Consider the following 15126-nt stretch of genomic DNA (forward strand, 5'->3'; position numbering starts at 1 on the left):
TCCCCCAAAGCCCTTTGGATGAAAAACATTTGCTGGGTGGAAAGCTTTTGCAATCAATTTCAAATCCTGGTCTGGCATCGCGCCCTTGCCTCTGGGACAGAGCTTTCCCCTTGCACCCAGGGCCCATGGAGGGTGAAAAGATCCTTTCCTCCCTCCATGGGCCGGCACCGCGCCCTAAGGTCCTTGTAGATGAAAGTCACTTTCTTGGGGGAACCCGTTTGCAATCAGTTGCAAAACCGGGCCTGACGCTATGCCTCCGCCTCTAGGACAGAGCTTTCCCCTTGCAGCCAGGGACCATGGGATGGAGGAAAGGTCCTTTTCTCACCTCCCATGGGCCGGTGCCCCATCCCAAAAGGTACTTTTTTAGAAAGGGTATTTGGGGGGACCCCAGAAAGTTGGAATCTGGCTGAGAGGCCCGCCACCGCTTGTTTTGAGGGCTCTTGACATTGTTCAAAGGCCCTCCTGACAAGGGTTGCAAAGCGGTTTTGTGCGTTGACAGCAATTTCACGTGTGTATAAAGTTCGTTCTGTTGACGCGGCGCGCGGTTTGGGCTGAGGACCTTCCTCTCCCTACATCTAGACTACGCGGCGTCTTGGATGGGTCATCTGCACGGGTCAAGCTAAGCCATTGAATTTTTTAAGAATCTTCCCTATCTAAGAGGAAGGTCGGCTTCTTGCATCCTGAGTTTTTTGAACAAATCCACGAATCAGAGATGATTCGGCAAAAAAAAGCCCGACCTTGCAGGGTCGGGCCGAGGACTACAACGCAGTTGCAGCTGCGTCAGTGATACAACTTGCTAAGCAGTTCACCCAGGTAGTGGCTGAAGATGATGCCTTCAGCTACCACGAGGATGACCTGTTGGACAATGCTTACCGTCCATAGGCACCTCTTTCCGGTCACGTTAAGAGCATTTGCTCACCCTTTTCCGGGCCCGGTCTGGCCCAGAGAGGGCCTGCGTGCTGTCCGATTACACGCTCTGGCATCCTATCATAGGATTTACAAAGTCGGGGCCTGATCCTGCAGAATTTTCCATAGTCTATAGCTATAGAATTTGATTTACCATAGCTGCGGACTGTTTTTTCGCGGCGCTCGCCACTTCCTGTGATTATTGCGAACCCAGCTCGGTCGCAAACAGCCATTAGCTCCTTCGTTTCTACTCGCTAACCACGCGGAGTTTGCGCTTAGCCGCCGGTCGCATCCGGAAAGCTTTTTTCTCTCGATGTTCCTGCTGTGCCGCGGCCTCCTTGATGACCTCAGGCTTCAGGTGCTCAATGAGCGGCGAAAAGTCGTAGATGTTGGACTCGTTCCGATCACCCTCCCGGGGACTCAGCTGACGCTGAGTGAATCGGAGATTCCGTTCCTGCTTTGATCGTCGACGCCCCGCCTTTTTACGTAACAGCTGGTCTCGTCGGCGCTCGCGTGGTGCATCAGATTTGGAATCAGAAGGTCGGAGCTGACAGGAGCGCACGGCGTCAGTGCGCTTCCCAGCCGAGGAACACGATCTAAGGTCTGTGAGTCATCGGCATCGTCTTCGATACAAGAACGCCCATTCCGGCATCGACGCGCTGTGCGCATCACGCAGGCGCGTCGCGCGACCAACTATCGCGACAGCAACACGCTCCGACTCCTGACGATCGAGCCCGATCACGACGCGACATACGGCAAGAAATGATCCGCCGCGCCGGCCTCGACCCCTTCGGGGGCCGGTATTTTCATTTCCACGCCTGACACGTCCGTTGGCGCCAATCAACACGGTTCGCCGCTGATGCGCAATGGATGGTGCGGGCGATGTTCCCGCGGCGCGCCTCTTTTTACTCGGTGCCAAGTTATCCACAGACAACCCGCATCGGGGCGATTTTCGAGGCCAATATTTTTGGCCAAAATTTCGACCCGCGTGCCCTTTACCCCTTATTGCAAGGCATTTTAAGGGCTTTGCCAGCATGGATTTTCAGCCGATGTTGCCCCCTACCCCACGGCACAATCGTCGGGTTCGGAGCGGAGATTTCAGCACCCTGAGGGTCGCGGATTTTTACATGGGGCCGTCCAACGACGCAGCGCGCCTTTCTGTCCCTCCCACATGCCCTGTAGGCCAATCCACTGCCAGCCTACCTAGACGCGGATTTGCACCGGCTCAGACTTCGGCAACGTCCAGGATTACACGGTTTTCTTGGCAGCAGCCCCATGTGCGGCTCATTGCTATCGCGACCAGTGCGGTCTGGAACATGACGCAGTTCCAGACACCGCATTTATCTCATACCATAATCACAAACACCACATCATCTGGTGTCAATCATTCATAACAGCACAATAATTTGTGGGTTTCCACGGAAACTCGACCTCTTCCACCTGCACCCCATGCAGGTACGCTAGCCAGCAGCGGTGCAAATTTGACGTAAGACCTGTCCCGGTCGAAAGCCCCCCGCGATCCGCGCTGTTTCCCGCTCGCTCCCCCGCTCACCCGCGCGTAAATTTTCCACATCTGCCCCCTTGACGACCCCGAGTCGTGACGGGGGCCTTCGATGCGGCAGTGCCTCCTGGGTTGGATGCCAGCGTCCGAAAATGGAAAACGGCCAACCTCGAATCGCAGTCGTGACGCGATGATGGATCGGATCTAATAAGGCTGAGGCCGAAACATGACCCGGATAAAACACGTTCGCCTATACGTGGCTCACCCACTATGGATTGAGTCATGAAAGATTTTTTCGTTCTTGCAGTACATCGACATCCCCCACGTGCTGGCAGGCGTGGGAACCTTCGTCGCGCAGCTCGACGCGCACCCGACCGGCGCGGCGATGTTGCTGTGCCTGATGGTGGTCTACTGCAATCGCCGCAAGGGACCACCCGCGCCACGCGACGAATCAGACCGGCCGTGAGCAATATGCATGCAGACACGCTTCGCCGGCGCGTGCGGCCCGCCACACTCGTATATCGCCGACACGGCCTAAACCGGGGGGACTGCCCCGTCCAGCCGGGCGGGACGGGGCGTCGGCGATATACGAACCGGGATGCTTATTCCACCCGCGTCGGGCCGCCGTCCTCGCGCTTCAGCACGATCCACGTCACCGAGCCTTCCTGACCACCGCGACCGATCGCCGGCGGGAACGCGTCAGTGCGCGTTGACCGAAAAATCCGCGTTCGACACTCGGTGGCCGCCGTCGACAGTCGATGCGCATACAACCATTTCGGATCTCATCACCGCGAAAGCTGCATGTTTTTATGCAGCTTTAAAAATAGATGGCGCGGCGGCTTCCAGCCGGAAAACCCGTGTGCTAACGTGCCGTCATCTGTCGCGCTTTAGGCGCATCGACCGACCGCCAGGACTGGTTCCTGGCCCACGTTTTTTACAGGCCCATGGCCGCTTTGTGCTGACGGTAAGTGCATCGGATTCGTCCGCCCTGCGCAGCCCCCTGAGCACAATTTTTCGATCAGGCTGGGCCGGGCTCTCGTAGTCCGTCCATAGGTTCGGCCTGACATCCTCTGCATAGCGGCATCCCCCGCTCTCCCGCGTTTTCCCGGCCTAAGCGCCCAATCTCATCGCCACGTCGTAACCGGCGATCCGTCTTTTTTCCTTCATCGCGCGTGTCGCGATCGCTTCCCTGCCCCTCGCTGAACGTCGTTCAGACATCCTCTTTTCCGCAGTTCCCGTCTCGTTTTTCGATCGCTCGATCTGAGCATCCCAATGCCTGTCCGCAGTCCCATTCCCTTGATCGCAGTCCCTTCTCTCTGGAGACAGATATGTTGCATTTCGTGTTCAAGAACGCCGGCAAGCTGCTTGCGTTGTGCCTGGTGTTGTATCTCGCGTCGACGTCGTACCTCATCGGCGGCATCGTCGCTGTTGTGTTTCTGAAAAAAGCCTTCACGGGGAAACTCGCCCTCTCGAAGCACTTCGCATTCGTGACGCCCACCGAGCCCACCCGGCTCGTTAAGCAGGTGAAGCGACACTACGCCAATCCGATTGGCGCAACGCCTGTCAAAGCGCGTTCGCGTGTCCGGTAAGGCGCCTGCAATCCCGTTGGCCGAATGGAGCAATCCACTCAGCCAACGGCTCGCGATGCACATCCACCTACCACCTTCCCGGCGTGCTCCGCACGCCATCGCTCGCGCGACCACCTCCCGTCCAGCTGTGCCGACAGTCAGACGCAGCGGGTCAAGCACGATGCTTCCACGCTTTCCTGACCACCACGTCACGTCAGCACCGCTCGCACCCGCGAACCCAGCGCGTCACTGATGCGCAGCGCGTATCAGTGACGCGCTAATGCACCACCCCGTCTCTCGCGCCCGCCAAGGCGCGCGCAATTTGACGACGTAGTTAAGCGCCCTGTCGGCGCGTCGAACCGGCCAACCAGCGATCGACAAACGACCTGATCGGCACGCAGTACCCCGGCCATCCAACCCACCTCTAGGTGGCGGCCACTCCTCTCTAAACACACGCAGTACCCGCCTCGCTGGAGCGATGCGGCAAGACAAAACCACCACCGAACACAGCAGATGAGCAAACCGACATCGAGCAAGCCGCGATCCATCGAGGCCAAGTTCATGAGCGCGGCGCTGCATAAAGGCGCGGCCACGCTCACGAAGCAAAAGATGCGAACCACCTTTTTAGCCTTCGCGGCCCATGCGAAGCAGCGCCGTTACGGCCAGGTCGACCCGGCCACCGTCACCGAAAAGCAGCTGCGCAACTATGTGGGTTCACGCATCGACGCCGGCATCAGCGCGCGGACGATCCAGAACGAGATGAGCCATCTGCGCCGGGCGATCCGTGGCGCCGGCCGCGGCGAGTGGGCTGATGCCCTGACCAACGCCGATCTGGGCGTTCCATCCGGCACGCGCATTGGTACGGGGAAGGTCGTCGACGCACGCGTGCTGGCGCACGCGCTCGAGCGTGCGGCGCCGGATACGCGCACGTGGATCCAGCTCGAGCGCTGCCTGGGCCTTCGGCGCGAAGAAATGATCGAAAGCCACAAGAGCCTCGCGCAATGGGAAGCGGCGCTCGCCCGCGGCCAGAGCTTCATCACGATCCGGCACGGCACCAAGGGCGGACGCGTTCGCGACACCCACATTCCCGAGCCCTATCGACCAAGGGCGCTCGATGCCGTCAGAGCCGCGTTGGCGATCGTGGCTGACCGCCGCTATCTGGTCGACGCGCCCACCAATCACGCAGCCAAACAGCAGGTGCAGGGGCGCTTCGCCGCGCTCGGCCTCGAGCGAGAGAACTCCGGCCACTCCCTGCGCCGGGCCTTCTGCCGCGACAACTTCGAGCACTACCTGAGCGAGCGCTGCAGCAGGAAGGAAGCGCTGGCGCTCTGCTCGCGCGATCTGGGCCACGGCGAAGGCCGGGGCCGCTGGGTATGGAACAACTACTTACGGAGCACGTATGAATCGGAAAACTGAGTTCATCACGTCGGCACGCCTGCAGGAGGGAAGCCTGTGGAAAGTGGTCAACGAGGTGGTCGGCGGCAGCCATCTGCAGGAGGTCGTAACGGATAGCAACGCGCTCCCGCGCATCAAGGTTTCACACGAGGCCTTCGCCGTGGCCAAACGCCTGCGACGCAAAGGTGAGACGGTACGGGACGTGGTGGAACGACTGATATTTGCCGCGACGGGAAATAGGTAACGCGGTCGACCTGTTTCGATCCGCAGCATTTACGGCAAAATGTCATCGGCCATTTTGCCAACCGTAACCGGAGAAATGACGATGGGTCTGGGGATTCTCGTACTGGTAATGGGGACGGTGATATGCGTCCACGGGTGGTACTGCTGCGAGCGTGGCCGAGAAGTTGACCGCGCTCGTCGTCACGCGCGCGGTCGTCGCATGCCTCGCTAGCCCCAAAGGCGATAACCACGCGTTGGCCGATTTCAGGCTTCAGCGCACAGAAACAGCAAGAGCCGCTCACGCGGCCCTGTTGCCACCAGCGACCCCGGCGAGACCCCGATCCGGGACGGCGCACTCGACGCCGGCCGCACATCGCGCTCAGTGGATGCGATCAACCGCAAAAAAGGGATAAATCGATTTTCAAAGTTGAAAATTCTTGAGTTCGTGCGGGATAGGCCAGCAGGCCCGATTTACCGGGACATGGCGAGCTCGACGTCCACACCCATCAACCAGGCCATTCGAAGGCCGTAGCGGCCCGCTAAGGGCCTTGTGGCCACATCGGCAAGCCACCCCTCTTCTTGTTAGCTAAAAAGGGCAGGAAGTACCACAGAGCTATCCGCGCCCACGCCCACGGCAGCGGGAGCGACCACCCTGGGGGTCGTCAAGGCGCTATGCGCCGATTTGGCCCCCGCATGCGGGGGCGTGGATAGACAGCGGGAGGGGGAGCCGCCGCGTAGCGGTGGGGGAACCCCGCAGGGGTGCCCCGGCCGTTAGGCCGCTGCGCGTGTATTACGGTTTTGGCGAGTCTTGCCAGGTAAGGCTGTGGGGGTGAATGCGTCCGTGAAACCACGTATCTATTCACAAGTAAGTATGGTTATCCACAGGTACGTGTTGCTGAATTTAGCGAGAACCTTTGTAAACATATTATTCTTGATTGTAAACCTTGTTTGTAAACCCCTTTGTAGGATCTCGGAAAGTCAATATAGGCAAGGGTTTCCGGGGTGTATTTCGGACAAATTCTGGGTTAGTCGGGCTTTTTCCGGGTTAGTCGGGCTTTTTTCGGGATATACCTGACAAATTCCGGGTTAGTCGGGCTTTTTCCGGGGTGGGTGCTTGTTTTTTGAGCAGCGCTCGCTTGCCGCCATTCTAACTCTGACATAGAATTTTCTATGTCAGAATGACCCGGAAAATGTCAGAATGGGCGACCTTGCTGAGCTGCACGATCCCGCCACACGCGAACGAAGCGTGACCATCAAGAATGAGCTAGTGCGGCGCATTCAGCGCATGAAGCTGTCTGAAAAGCGACTGCTCGCGCTTGCTATCGCTAAGTGCAACCCGAAGGCAAAAATTCTGAAAGATCGGGCGATGCGCCCTGATCCAATGACAGGGGATGCTCCAGGCTGGACCATCCGTGTAACTGCCAAGGAGTTCATTGAGGCGTACCCACACATCGAAGCAAAGCATGCCTATAGCGAGCTGAAGGAGGCCGCAGAAAACCTCTTTGAATGCCGTGTTGAGTGGGATGAGGAAGTCATCGAACGGGGTAAAAAAACGACAAAGCACCGAGTAGTGCGGTGGATCTACGAGAAGGTGGATACGACGACCGCCGGCTGGGTGGATATCAAATTCTCGCCGAGCATTGCGCCCTACCTGCTCGGCATCGAGAGCGAGTTCACGAAGTACAAGCTGCGGCATGCAGCCGATCTACGATCTATCTATTCGTGGCGTCTGCTCGAAGTCATGGCGCAATACCGTGACAAAGGGTTCGTCTCCATCGGGTACGACGAGTTTTGCCAGGCAATGGGGGCACCGGATAGCTGCGTTAAAGATTCCGGCCAGTTGCGTCGCCGCGTCATCGAGCCAGCGGTGAAGGAGCTGCAGGAGAAAAACAGCCTTGCAATCGAATGGGAGCCCGTCAAACCGTCTGGCCGCAAGGTGACAGGGTTTCGTTTCAAGTTCAAGCCGGACCCGCAGGGCCGACTATTCTGACATTCGCTGCTAATGTCAGGCTACCCCGAAAAATGTCAGAGTTGCTGTACATACGTACGCACACAATCACTCAAATGAGTTGAGTGATAAATCAACTCAAGTCCTACGCTTTTTCAAAGACCGAGGCCAATTGGTCGCGGAGTCGCAAATTCATCGGGCTCTTTGCTCACCGGAAAGGCGACCATGTAGAGCACGCTTGTGTCAGCAGGATCGTCTCACCTTGCGTTCGACGTAGCGCAGCGAGACACCCGAAGCGCGTCGATGTGTTTCTGTGGCCATCGCTTTTCCTCGGTTACGAGATGTCCCTATTCTCGCAAATTACTTAACAGATAGACACTCATTTACTCAGCTTATAAAATCAACTCAATCACTCAACTCAATCAAGGGTAGCATATGATCGTGCTGATAGGCGGGGAAAAGGGCGGCGTCGGGAAGTCAACGCTGGCGAGCAACTTGGCCGTCCACCTGGTCCGTGAACAGGTGGACGTCGTCTTGGTCGACACCGATGGGCAGGCAACCGGTGCGCGCTTCGTCGAGCGGCGCGATGAGAGCGGGATACAGCCGTCCATCCCGTGTGTCCAGAGGACCGGCGATGTCGCAGCCACGCTGCGTGACTTGGCCAAGCGGTACCAAGTCGTGATCGTCGACGCAGGCGGCCGTGATTCGCGCGAGCTGCGCACGGCCCTCGCGGTTGCGAATCTCCTTCTGACTCCGATCCGGGCATCACAAGCCGACCTCGAGACTCTGCCGAAGGTCAACGAGCTGGTCGGCCTAGCTCGCGGCCTCAATCCAGAACTCAAAGCATCAGCCGTCCTGTCGATGGCACCGTCGAACCCGGCCATTCGGGAAGTTGAGGATGCACGAGAGCTCCTAGCCCAGTTTGATCAGCTCGAGCTTGCAGACACGGTTATCCGCGATCGAAAGGTATACCGCGATGCGCTGCTCGCCGGCCAAGGTGTTGTCGAGCTGAACAACTCACTGGCCCGCGCCGAGATCCAGCTGCTCGCCCAGGAATTTTTCGAGCTTGAGCCATCTGCCTAAGAACGAACAAATGATTAATTCAATGGAGTTGAGTAAATGAGTAAATTCAAAATCTCGGCAAAGAGCGGGGGCCAACCGCCCAGCCAACCAGTGACTCACGCCGAGTTCGCCGCGGGGGCAGCAATGGTCCAATCTCAGGTAGGGAACCGGCCTGCTAAACCGATCCGCCTCAATCTCGATCTCGATCCAGAGCTGCACCGCCGCTTGAAGGTTCGTGCAGCAGAAACCGGGATCTCCATTGCAGAGCTCGTGAGAGGTTTGATCACGCGGGAGATAGGCTAGCGTACAGACCGAATAAATCTGCAACGCCGGCGACCAGCTGTACGCGGCACACCAACCCGGAATTTGTCCCAATGTCGGACTTTATCTGGGACTTTAAGTAGGACTTCGTGAGCTGGCGCCGTTCGGGAGAGACCAAAGTCCGACTTTATCCGGGAGTTTGACTGGCACCAGGCGGGCAGGTCAACGCCCGCGGAACTGCTTGCTGGCGTGCGCTTTTTCCGAATTTTCAAGCTGCCCCTATACATGCCGCTCGGTCGGCATGCCCCACACCCCACCTCGAATTGTCCGACCGCAGGAAAAATTACGCCCGCCGGCTTGACCGTTCACGGTCGTGACAATGGGTTGTGTGGAGACGGTGTACAACCCACACGCGTAGACCGTCCGAAGTCGTGACGCCAAACTCCATACCACGCCCCCCAAGCGATGCCGCGATGGCTTTTCCTAAACCACCCGCGTGATTTAGGAAAAGCCTCCAGGCTTCCGGTCTTGGGCGCATGGAACATATCGGCTCGTGCACACGCCACCGTGTCGTGACAGCACTGTCCCGACTGACACCTTTGGAGCTCGCCTCATGACGGAAGAAACGCATAAGAAACTCAACCGCTGGTTGGAAACGGTAGAAAGATGCCTGCGCATCGGTGCGGTGCTGCTCGGGGTGTTGACGGCCAGCGCTCCGGTAACCAACGACATTCCCCACGCCGACCAAGTTCAGCACCAAGCGCCGTCGTGACCGGCCCCACTCGTCAAGCTGAGGTCGCATGAACAGATACCCCATAACCGTCGCTGCTGCCCCGCAGGAGCCATACGCAGAGTTATGCTACCGTTCAGCCGCCATTGGCCATACAGGGCTAGCCTGGAAAAATGAATAAACCCAAAACAGGGCCGCAAGACCCGAAACTGCTAGACAGGATCAAGAACCTGGCTATTCAAGCGATGTTTTCTGACGATGAGCTGCTGGAGCAATTGGTGCTGAAAGGTGGCAATGCGATGGCACTGGTTCATCAAATCAGTGCTCGCACGTCGGTCGATCTCGATTTTTCATTGAAGCAGGATTTTGGCGAGAACCTCGAGGCCGTCCAGGCAAGAATTCTCAAAACCTTGTCGGATACGTTCCGCGCCGACGGATTCGAGGTTTTCGACTTCAAGATGGTCGAGCGACCGAAGACCATGACGGCAGACATGAGGGATTTCTGGGGGGCTATGGCGTCGAGTTCAAGCTCGTCAACACAGAAATCCATTCGCAGTACGCAGCCAATCAGGAAGAGTTGCGCAAGCGAGCCATCAATCTCGGGCAGGGAACGAAGTTCCTCATCGACATCAGCCGCTTCGAGTACGTGGAAGACAAGCAGGATTGGGACTTCGATGGGACGCTGATCTACGTCTACTCCCCCCTGATGATCGTCTGCGAAAAACTGCGGGCCATCTGTCAGCAGACGGCCGAATACACTCCGATCATCAAGCGAGGACATAACGGTAGCGCGCGCCCCAAGGACTTCGTCGACATCTTCGTGCTCACGAAGGCGCTGGAGCTGGATCTCACGGGCGAACAAATGCAGCGGATCCTGACCTCGATGTTTGAAGCCAAGAAGGTGCCCCTGTCCTTCCTCGGCCTGATTCCGAACTACTACGAGTTTCATCTGGCCGGCTTCCCGTCCGTTGCCGACACGGTTTCGCCGGATTTTGACCTCAAGGAATTTGAGGTCTATTTCAACTACGTGCTCGAGCTGGTTGACCGGCTAAAACCCACTTGGGACAGATAGGCGCCAGTTACTGACATAACGCGTATCGCCCATCTCGTGCGTCAAGTAAAAGTCGCGCTCGATCGGCAGGCGCCGAATCAGATCGATCTGATTCGGCTTGTAGCCGGCACGCTCCAAGTAGTAGCCGATCGCCTGGTGATAGGGGTAAGCGAAGTTGAGTTTACGCAGCATGGCGACCAGCCGGTTGATGGAGACTCGATCTTTCGCGAGCTCAAAGGCTTTGGCCACTTCAAAGACACCGCCGGCATAGACCGGTCTCACGGTAATGTCGATGAGGGTGCGCTCCAGGTTGGTGAGGCGCGCCAGCACTTCCTGGCCGCCTTCATCCGTCACGGGTTCAGTAACGACACCGAGATGGCCCGTATACGCGCCATTCAGCAGATAAATCTTTTTTCCCGCATGCTCGACCCAGTTATGCGAAACCCGTGGGGGGCGGCTGAATGCCTGATCGATTGCGAGCTGATCAAGCGTTGCTCGCTCATCCTGATAAGTGTTGCTACGCTCGTCTGTTGTGTAGATGGTCGTGGGGGATTGCTCAGTCAAACCGTGCAGTCGCATGGCCGTGTAGTGACTGAGATAGAGATTCTTTCTGAGCGATAGCAGGATGGTCAGCAGTGGGACGTCACCCCAGGCGTAGCATTGCTCGGCCCGCTGCGGAAATGGAAACTCGACTTTCCGAAGTTTGGCGTGCAGTTGCAGAAATGCGATGAAGTTGTCTGCTGTGGTACTTTGGGCAAGACGCCAGAAAGCGCGTTGGTCGGCAAGAATTGCACGGATTTCCTTCAGCTTGAGGACGTGCGTCGGAAGCTCATCGAAGTGTTTGATGATGTCCGCTTTTGCGATCTGGATTCTTGATCGGTTCATCCCGAAAATTAGGGAAAGTTATGACTGCCGGATCGCTGGCAGCATGCATGCTGCCAGCGATCCGGCAAAGAATCAATGAAAAGCTTGGTGATGCGCGCACCTTCAAACAAGGTGCTACGCAGCGTTCACGCTGCGTAGCATATCACCAAACTCCCCAAAATTCAACCTGGAAGGCCTTGATTTATCAGGCGAAGCGCCTTGAAAAAACGGATTGATACTGCTATGCTACGCAGCGTAAACGCTGCGTAGCATGGGGTCTGCTTAACCTTCAACAACACCCTTCTGCCTCCTATACACGCAGCATTCCCATCAATGGTCGCAGCCACGATGGTTTAAGGGTGCGGGTTCGAATCCCGCTCCTCATCGCTAATGAGTGGATCCAGCCGATTGGCGACCGCGCGTACCCAGACGGCCCACGTCTGACAATCACATTCGAAGGCGCGCCCTTTATCGCATAACCGCCCCCTTTGGCGGGACAGTAAGTGGACTCAGAGCCGGATCCGCTCGACCTCGTCGAGGCTGAGGGCGTCGTGGCGCCGGTCGTACAGCTGCGTGGTGCGCGTCGACGCGTGGTTGGCCATCGCTGCGGCGCTCTCGAGCGTGCCTCCGTTCTGCAGGTACGCAGTGATGCCGGTCGCGCGGAACGTGTGATTGCCGATCGCGGTCGCGATGCCGGCCGCCGCCGCGCGCCGGCGCACCATCGCGTACGCGTTCGCCTGCGGCAACGGCGTGCGGCTGAGCTGCCGGGTGCCACGCGCGATCGTGCGGAACAGCGGCCCTTTCAGGTCGGCGCCAATTCCGGTGCCATCGAGATACGCATGCAGGGCCGCCTCGAGCGTATGGTGGCATGGCATCGCGTGCGCCTTGCCGCCTTTTTCGCGCAGCCGCACCCACAGCCGCCGCTGCTGCACATAGACGTCGTCGACCCGCATCGCCAGCGCCGCGCCGATCCGCGCGAACGAAAACACCATCAGCGCGATCAGCGCGCGATCGCGCAGCCCCGCCGGCGTGGTCACGTCGATGCTGTCGAGCAGCTGCCGCGCCTCGGCCGCCTCGAGCACCGGGGTCTTGCCGGTTTTCGTGACGTGGCTCGGCCCGCGCACCGACGCGGCCGGGTTGTGTGGCACGACCTGGCCCGTCACCAACCAGTCGAACAGGTGGCGAATGGCCGCCAGGCGCTGCTTGACGGTTGGCGCCGCGTGCGTACGGGTCTGCAGTTCGACCCAGCTGGCCACATGCAGCGGCTGCACGGCCGCGATCGACGGCACGCCAGCGCCGGCACACCAAGCGAGGAAATCGCTGGCCGCCCGCGCGTACGCGCGCCGCGTATGCTGATTGCGGATCGCGGCCGCGAAAAATTCGAGGAAACGGAGACCGGCCCGCTCGCCGGCCGATGCGACCAGCACCGGCACCGTGGCCTCGGTAGGAAGAGCGAGGACTGCGTTAGCCACCGATCAGCCCCTTGATCTTGCCTTCGAGGTAGGTCTTCGCGGCAAACACCAGCAACTCGACCGTGAAGCCGCCGGCGGCCGTCGCGGCCTGCGTGGTCCGGTCCCACACGTCCGGGCTGCGCACGGCATCGAGGAAGTCATGGCCAGCCCAGGTCAGACTGCAAAAGCCCACCCCTGGCCCGAATCCGGGTCCCGACATTCCCATGTCCAAGCCACCCGCATGGATGAAGCGAGCCTGTTCTAATAACGACAGGTGATAGTCGATCTGCTCGGCCGTATAGCCTTCGACGCCGACCTTGGCAGCGTCAACGACCACCATCCCAGCTGTTGGCACAGGCAGCTCCTCGAGTTTCAGCATCAGCTCGCGGATCAGGTCCATGTCACGCTTCATTGTTCGAGTCCTATGGGTTCGCTTGCCATCACAGACGGCTGACCTGCTGGCTCAGCGCGGCTGCGGACGTGTGATTGTCGAATTGGAAAACCACCGGTCCGCGTGTGCTGTCCTTGCGCAACTCGATGACATGCTGACCATACGAGTACGAGAAAACCCAACGATTCGTACCCACCGTCACCCAACACGTTCGCGCCAGGTTGCCGTTCCGTTCGTACACTTCCAGCCGGGAAAAGGCGGAGTGCCCCAATACTGCGTTCGCGAGCGGCTGGATGATCTGGGCTACCTGCGACGCATGGTGGATGGCTTGCTGGATCACCTGGGCGATGAAGGCGTCGATCTGTTTTTGGGTTCGAAGATGTCGTGCCATGTGGTCTCCTTTATATGTGATAAAGGACATTATCACATATAGATGGGCACTCGACCACCGGTCTCGAGCGACGCCTCATTGACTTCATGCAATCATGCATTCATGCGATCGTGCTATCATAATTTCATGCTCCGTGATTGCGTGAACAATTCTTAGAGAGCGTTTTTGACCATCCGATTTGGGGCCTTACCCGCCGAGGGAGCCATCCCTACCCACTCTCGGCCTGACAAATTGAGGACTGATCGACACTTAGGCGAACCGGCATGAATCCAAACCTGCATGACCCGAAAACCAGCGTCAAGGTGGTCGGTTCCAGCGGGCAAATTTCGCTTGGCAAGGAATACGCTGGCCGGCAAGTGCTCGTCGAAGAGCGCGAGCCGGGGGTGTGGCTCGTCCGCACCGCACTTGTGATTCCCGAAAACGAAGCGTGGCTGCATGCTCCACAGGCACAACGTGACCTGCAGGAGGCACTCGCTTGGGCCCAAGGTAACGCCCCCAAGGAATCGAACCTCGACGCCCTTTTGAACGAGTTGGGCAATGAGGAAGAAAAGCGACGACCTCGTAAAGTTGGACCTAAATAATCCGGTCTTCCAGCGTCAGTGGGTGGCGCTGGACAAGGCTGAAGCCTCTCGGGTTCTCACGACCCTCAAGAAACTGCTGCCCATGAGCTGGAATCAGGTGTATCAGGACTCCGGACTCAAGTGGGAGAAAATCACCAGCGTGCAGCCACCTGCTGGCGTTGACGCAATGTACTCGCTTCGTATTACACAAGCCAGGCGGGCAACCGCTTATCGTGATGGTGAGTACATGCGACTTCTCACGATCGCTCCGGATCACGACGCGACCTACGGCAAGAAGTGATCCGATGCGCCGGACCTCGCCCCCCGAGGCCCGGCGTTTTTCAGTCGAGCGAACACGCCCCTCAAATTGGCTATTCAAACAACATTTAAAATAGTCATAGGCTATTTTAGCCGCTAAAGTTCGACCAGGCGCCCCTCTCGGACCCGGTACGGAGCCCAGTCTGCAATTCAATTGCAGCACAAAGTACCTTTGCCGCCGGCCAAGAAAGAACCTTTTGGGGGTGACGAAAAGGCCTTTAAGGCCTATACGCCGGCGCACCGCAGGCGCTTACAATTTGCCCGCGAGGCTCGCCACACAAGGCTTCGATGAAATTGGCATGGCGCCCACGCGAGCCCGTTTTGCAATGCAGGCCAAAGTAACTTTGCCGCCGGCCCGGAAAGAGCCTTTCTTGTCGGCGCTGAAACGGACTTTTTGTCCTATTCCTGGTCTGGCGTCGCGCCTCCTTCAGGACGAAGCTTTTCCCTTCCTCCCGAGGCCAACCAAGGGAGGAAAGGTCCTTTCCTCCCTCCATGGGCCGGCCCCCC

The 15126-nt window shown here is 58.4% G+C and carries 17 protein-coding genes; 13 read left to right on the forward strand and 4 right to left on the reverse strand.

Features of this window, described 5'->3' with window-relative positions:
• The first annotated feature begins 2708 nt into the window (after positions 1-2708).
• The 10 genes from DM992_RS42120 (at position 2709) to DM992_RS43470 (ending at position 10665) form a co-directional block, all read left to right on the forward strand.
• Positions 2709-2873, forward strand: a complete 165-nt coding sequence (locus DM992_RS42120) for a hypothetical protein (RefSeq protein WP_162631860.1) — start codon at positions 2709-2711, stop codon at positions 2871-2873.
• An 862-nt stretch (positions 2874-3735) separates the two neighbouring features.
• A complete protein-coding gene (locus DM992_RS39230; protein ID WP_111021672.1) occupies positions 3736-3996 on the forward strand; it encodes a hypothetical protein in 261 nt (86 codons plus the stop codon).
• Between the two features lie 492 nt (positions 3997-4488).
• On the forward strand, positions 4489-5391 hold the full coding sequence (locus DM992_RS39235) for an integrase domain-containing protein (RefSeq protein ID WP_111021673.1): 903 nt from the start codon (positions 4489-4491) through the stop codon (positions 5389-5391).
• Complete coding sequence (locus DM992_RS39240; RefSeq protein WP_111021674.1) at positions 5375-5614, forward strand: hypothetical protein; 240 nt, start codon at positions 5375-5377, stop codon at positions 5612-5614. The genes DM992_RS39235 and DM992_RS39240 overlap by 17 nt, the downstream gene beginning before the upstream one ends.
• Before the next feature lie 1176 nt (positions 5615-6790).
• Positions 6791-7582 (forward strand): replication initiation protein, encoded by a 792-nt coding sequence (locus tag DM992_RS39245; RefSeq protein WP_111021675.1) that lies wholly within the window; start codon positions 6791-6793, stop codon positions 7580-7582.
• Between the two features lie 393 nt (positions 7583-7975).
• Entirely contained in the window at positions 7976-8623 is a 648-nt protein-coding gene (locus tag DM992_RS39250; protein ID WP_111021676.1) for a division plane positioning ATPase MipZ, read from the forward strand.
• A gap of 36 nt (positions 8624-8659) precedes the next feature.
• Entirely contained in the window at positions 8660-8905 is a 246-nt protein-coding gene (locus tag DM992_RS39255) for a CopG family transcriptional regulator (RefSeq protein ID WP_081060144.1), read from the forward strand.
• A 571-nt stretch (positions 8906-9476) separates the two neighbouring features.
• Positions 9477-9635: a hypothetical protein gene (locus DM992_RS42125; protein ID WP_162631861.1), complete on the forward strand. Its 159-nt coding sequence runs from the start codon at positions 9477-9479 to the stop codon at positions 9633-9635.
• Positions 9636-9766: 131 nt separating this feature from the next.
• Positions 9767-10279: a nucleotidyl transferase AbiEii/AbiGii toxin family protein gene (locus DM992_RS43465; protein ID WP_275427584.1), complete on the forward strand. Its 513-nt coding sequence runs from the start codon at positions 9767-9769 to the stop codon at positions 10277-10279.
• Complete coding sequence (locus tag DM992_RS43470) at positions 10240-10665, forward strand: nucleotidyl transferase AbiEii/AbiGii toxin family protein (RefSeq protein WP_343212492.1); 426 nt, start codon at positions 10240-10242, stop codon at positions 10663-10665. Before DM992_RS43465 ends, DM992_RS43470 begins: the two co-directional genes overlap by 40 nt.
• Here DM992_RS43470 and DM992_RS39265 read toward each other — a convergent pair.
• Positions 10642-11529 carry a hypothetical protein gene (locus DM992_RS39265; protein ID WP_111021677.1) on the reverse strand — a complete coding sequence of 296 codons (888 nt, stop codon included), beginning with the start codon at positions 11527-11529 and terminating at the stop codon, positions 10642-10644. The genes DM992_RS43470 and DM992_RS39265 overlap by 24 nt on opposite strands.
• A gap of 47 nt (positions 11530-11576) precedes the next feature.
• Here DM992_RS39265 and DM992_RS42130 point away from each other — a divergent pair, with 47 nt between their 5' ends.
• Positions 11577-11744, forward strand: a complete 168-nt coding sequence (locus DM992_RS42130) for a hypothetical protein (RefSeq protein WP_162631862.1) — start codon at positions 11577-11579, stop codon at positions 11742-11744.
• Positions 11745-12017: 273 nt separating this feature from the next.
• On the opposite strand, the gene DM992_RS39270 is transcribed toward DM992_RS42130, so the two are convergent.
• Genes DM992_RS39270 through DM992_RS39280 form a run of 3 tightly spaced genes read right to left on the reverse strand, consistent with a single transcriptional unit; the run spans position 12018 to position 13741 of the window.
• The gene (locus DM992_RS39270; RefSeq protein WP_111021678.1) at positions 12018-12980 is read right to left on the reverse strand and encodes a tyrosine-type recombinase/integrase; all 963 of its coding nucleotides are present in this window, start codon (positions 12978-12980) and stop codon (positions 12018-12020) included.
• The gene (locus tag DM992_RS39275) at positions 12973-13359 is read right to left on the reverse strand and encodes a DUF2513 domain-containing protein (protein WP_239511551.1); all 387 of its coding nucleotides are present in this window, start codon (positions 13357-13359) and stop codon (positions 12973-12975) included. Before DM992_RS39275 ends, DM992_RS39270 begins: the two co-directional genes overlap by 8 nt.
• Before the next feature lie 40 nt (positions 13360-13399).
• Positions 13400-13741, reverse strand: coding sequence for a hypothetical protein (locus DM992_RS39280; protein ID WP_111021681.1), 342 nt, complete (start codon positions 13739-13741; stop codon positions 13400-13402).
• 263 nt (positions 13742-14004) lie between these two features.
• On the opposite strand from DM992_RS39280, the gene DM992_RS39285 reads away from it, so the two are divergent.
• Both DM992_RS39285 and DM992_RS39290 read left to right on the forward strand, forming a co-directional pair.
• Positions 14005-14322, forward strand: coding sequence for a hypothetical protein (locus tag DM992_RS39285; protein ID WP_111021679.1), 318 nt, complete (start codon positions 14005-14007; stop codon positions 14320-14322).
• Entirely contained in the window at positions 14279-14602 is a 324-nt protein-coding gene (locus tag DM992_RS39290) for a hypothetical protein (protein ID WP_111021680.1), read from the forward strand. The genes DM992_RS39285 and DM992_RS39290 overlap by 44 nt, the downstream gene beginning before the upstream one ends.
• The last annotated feature ends 524 nt before the right edge of the window (positions 14603-15126 follow it).

Source organism: Burkholderia sp. JP2-270, from assembly GCF_003233675.1.
GTDB classification, from domain to species: domain Bacteria; phylum Pseudomonadota; class Gammaproteobacteria; order Burkholderiales; family Burkholderiaceae; genus Burkholderia; species Burkholderia pyrrocinia_C.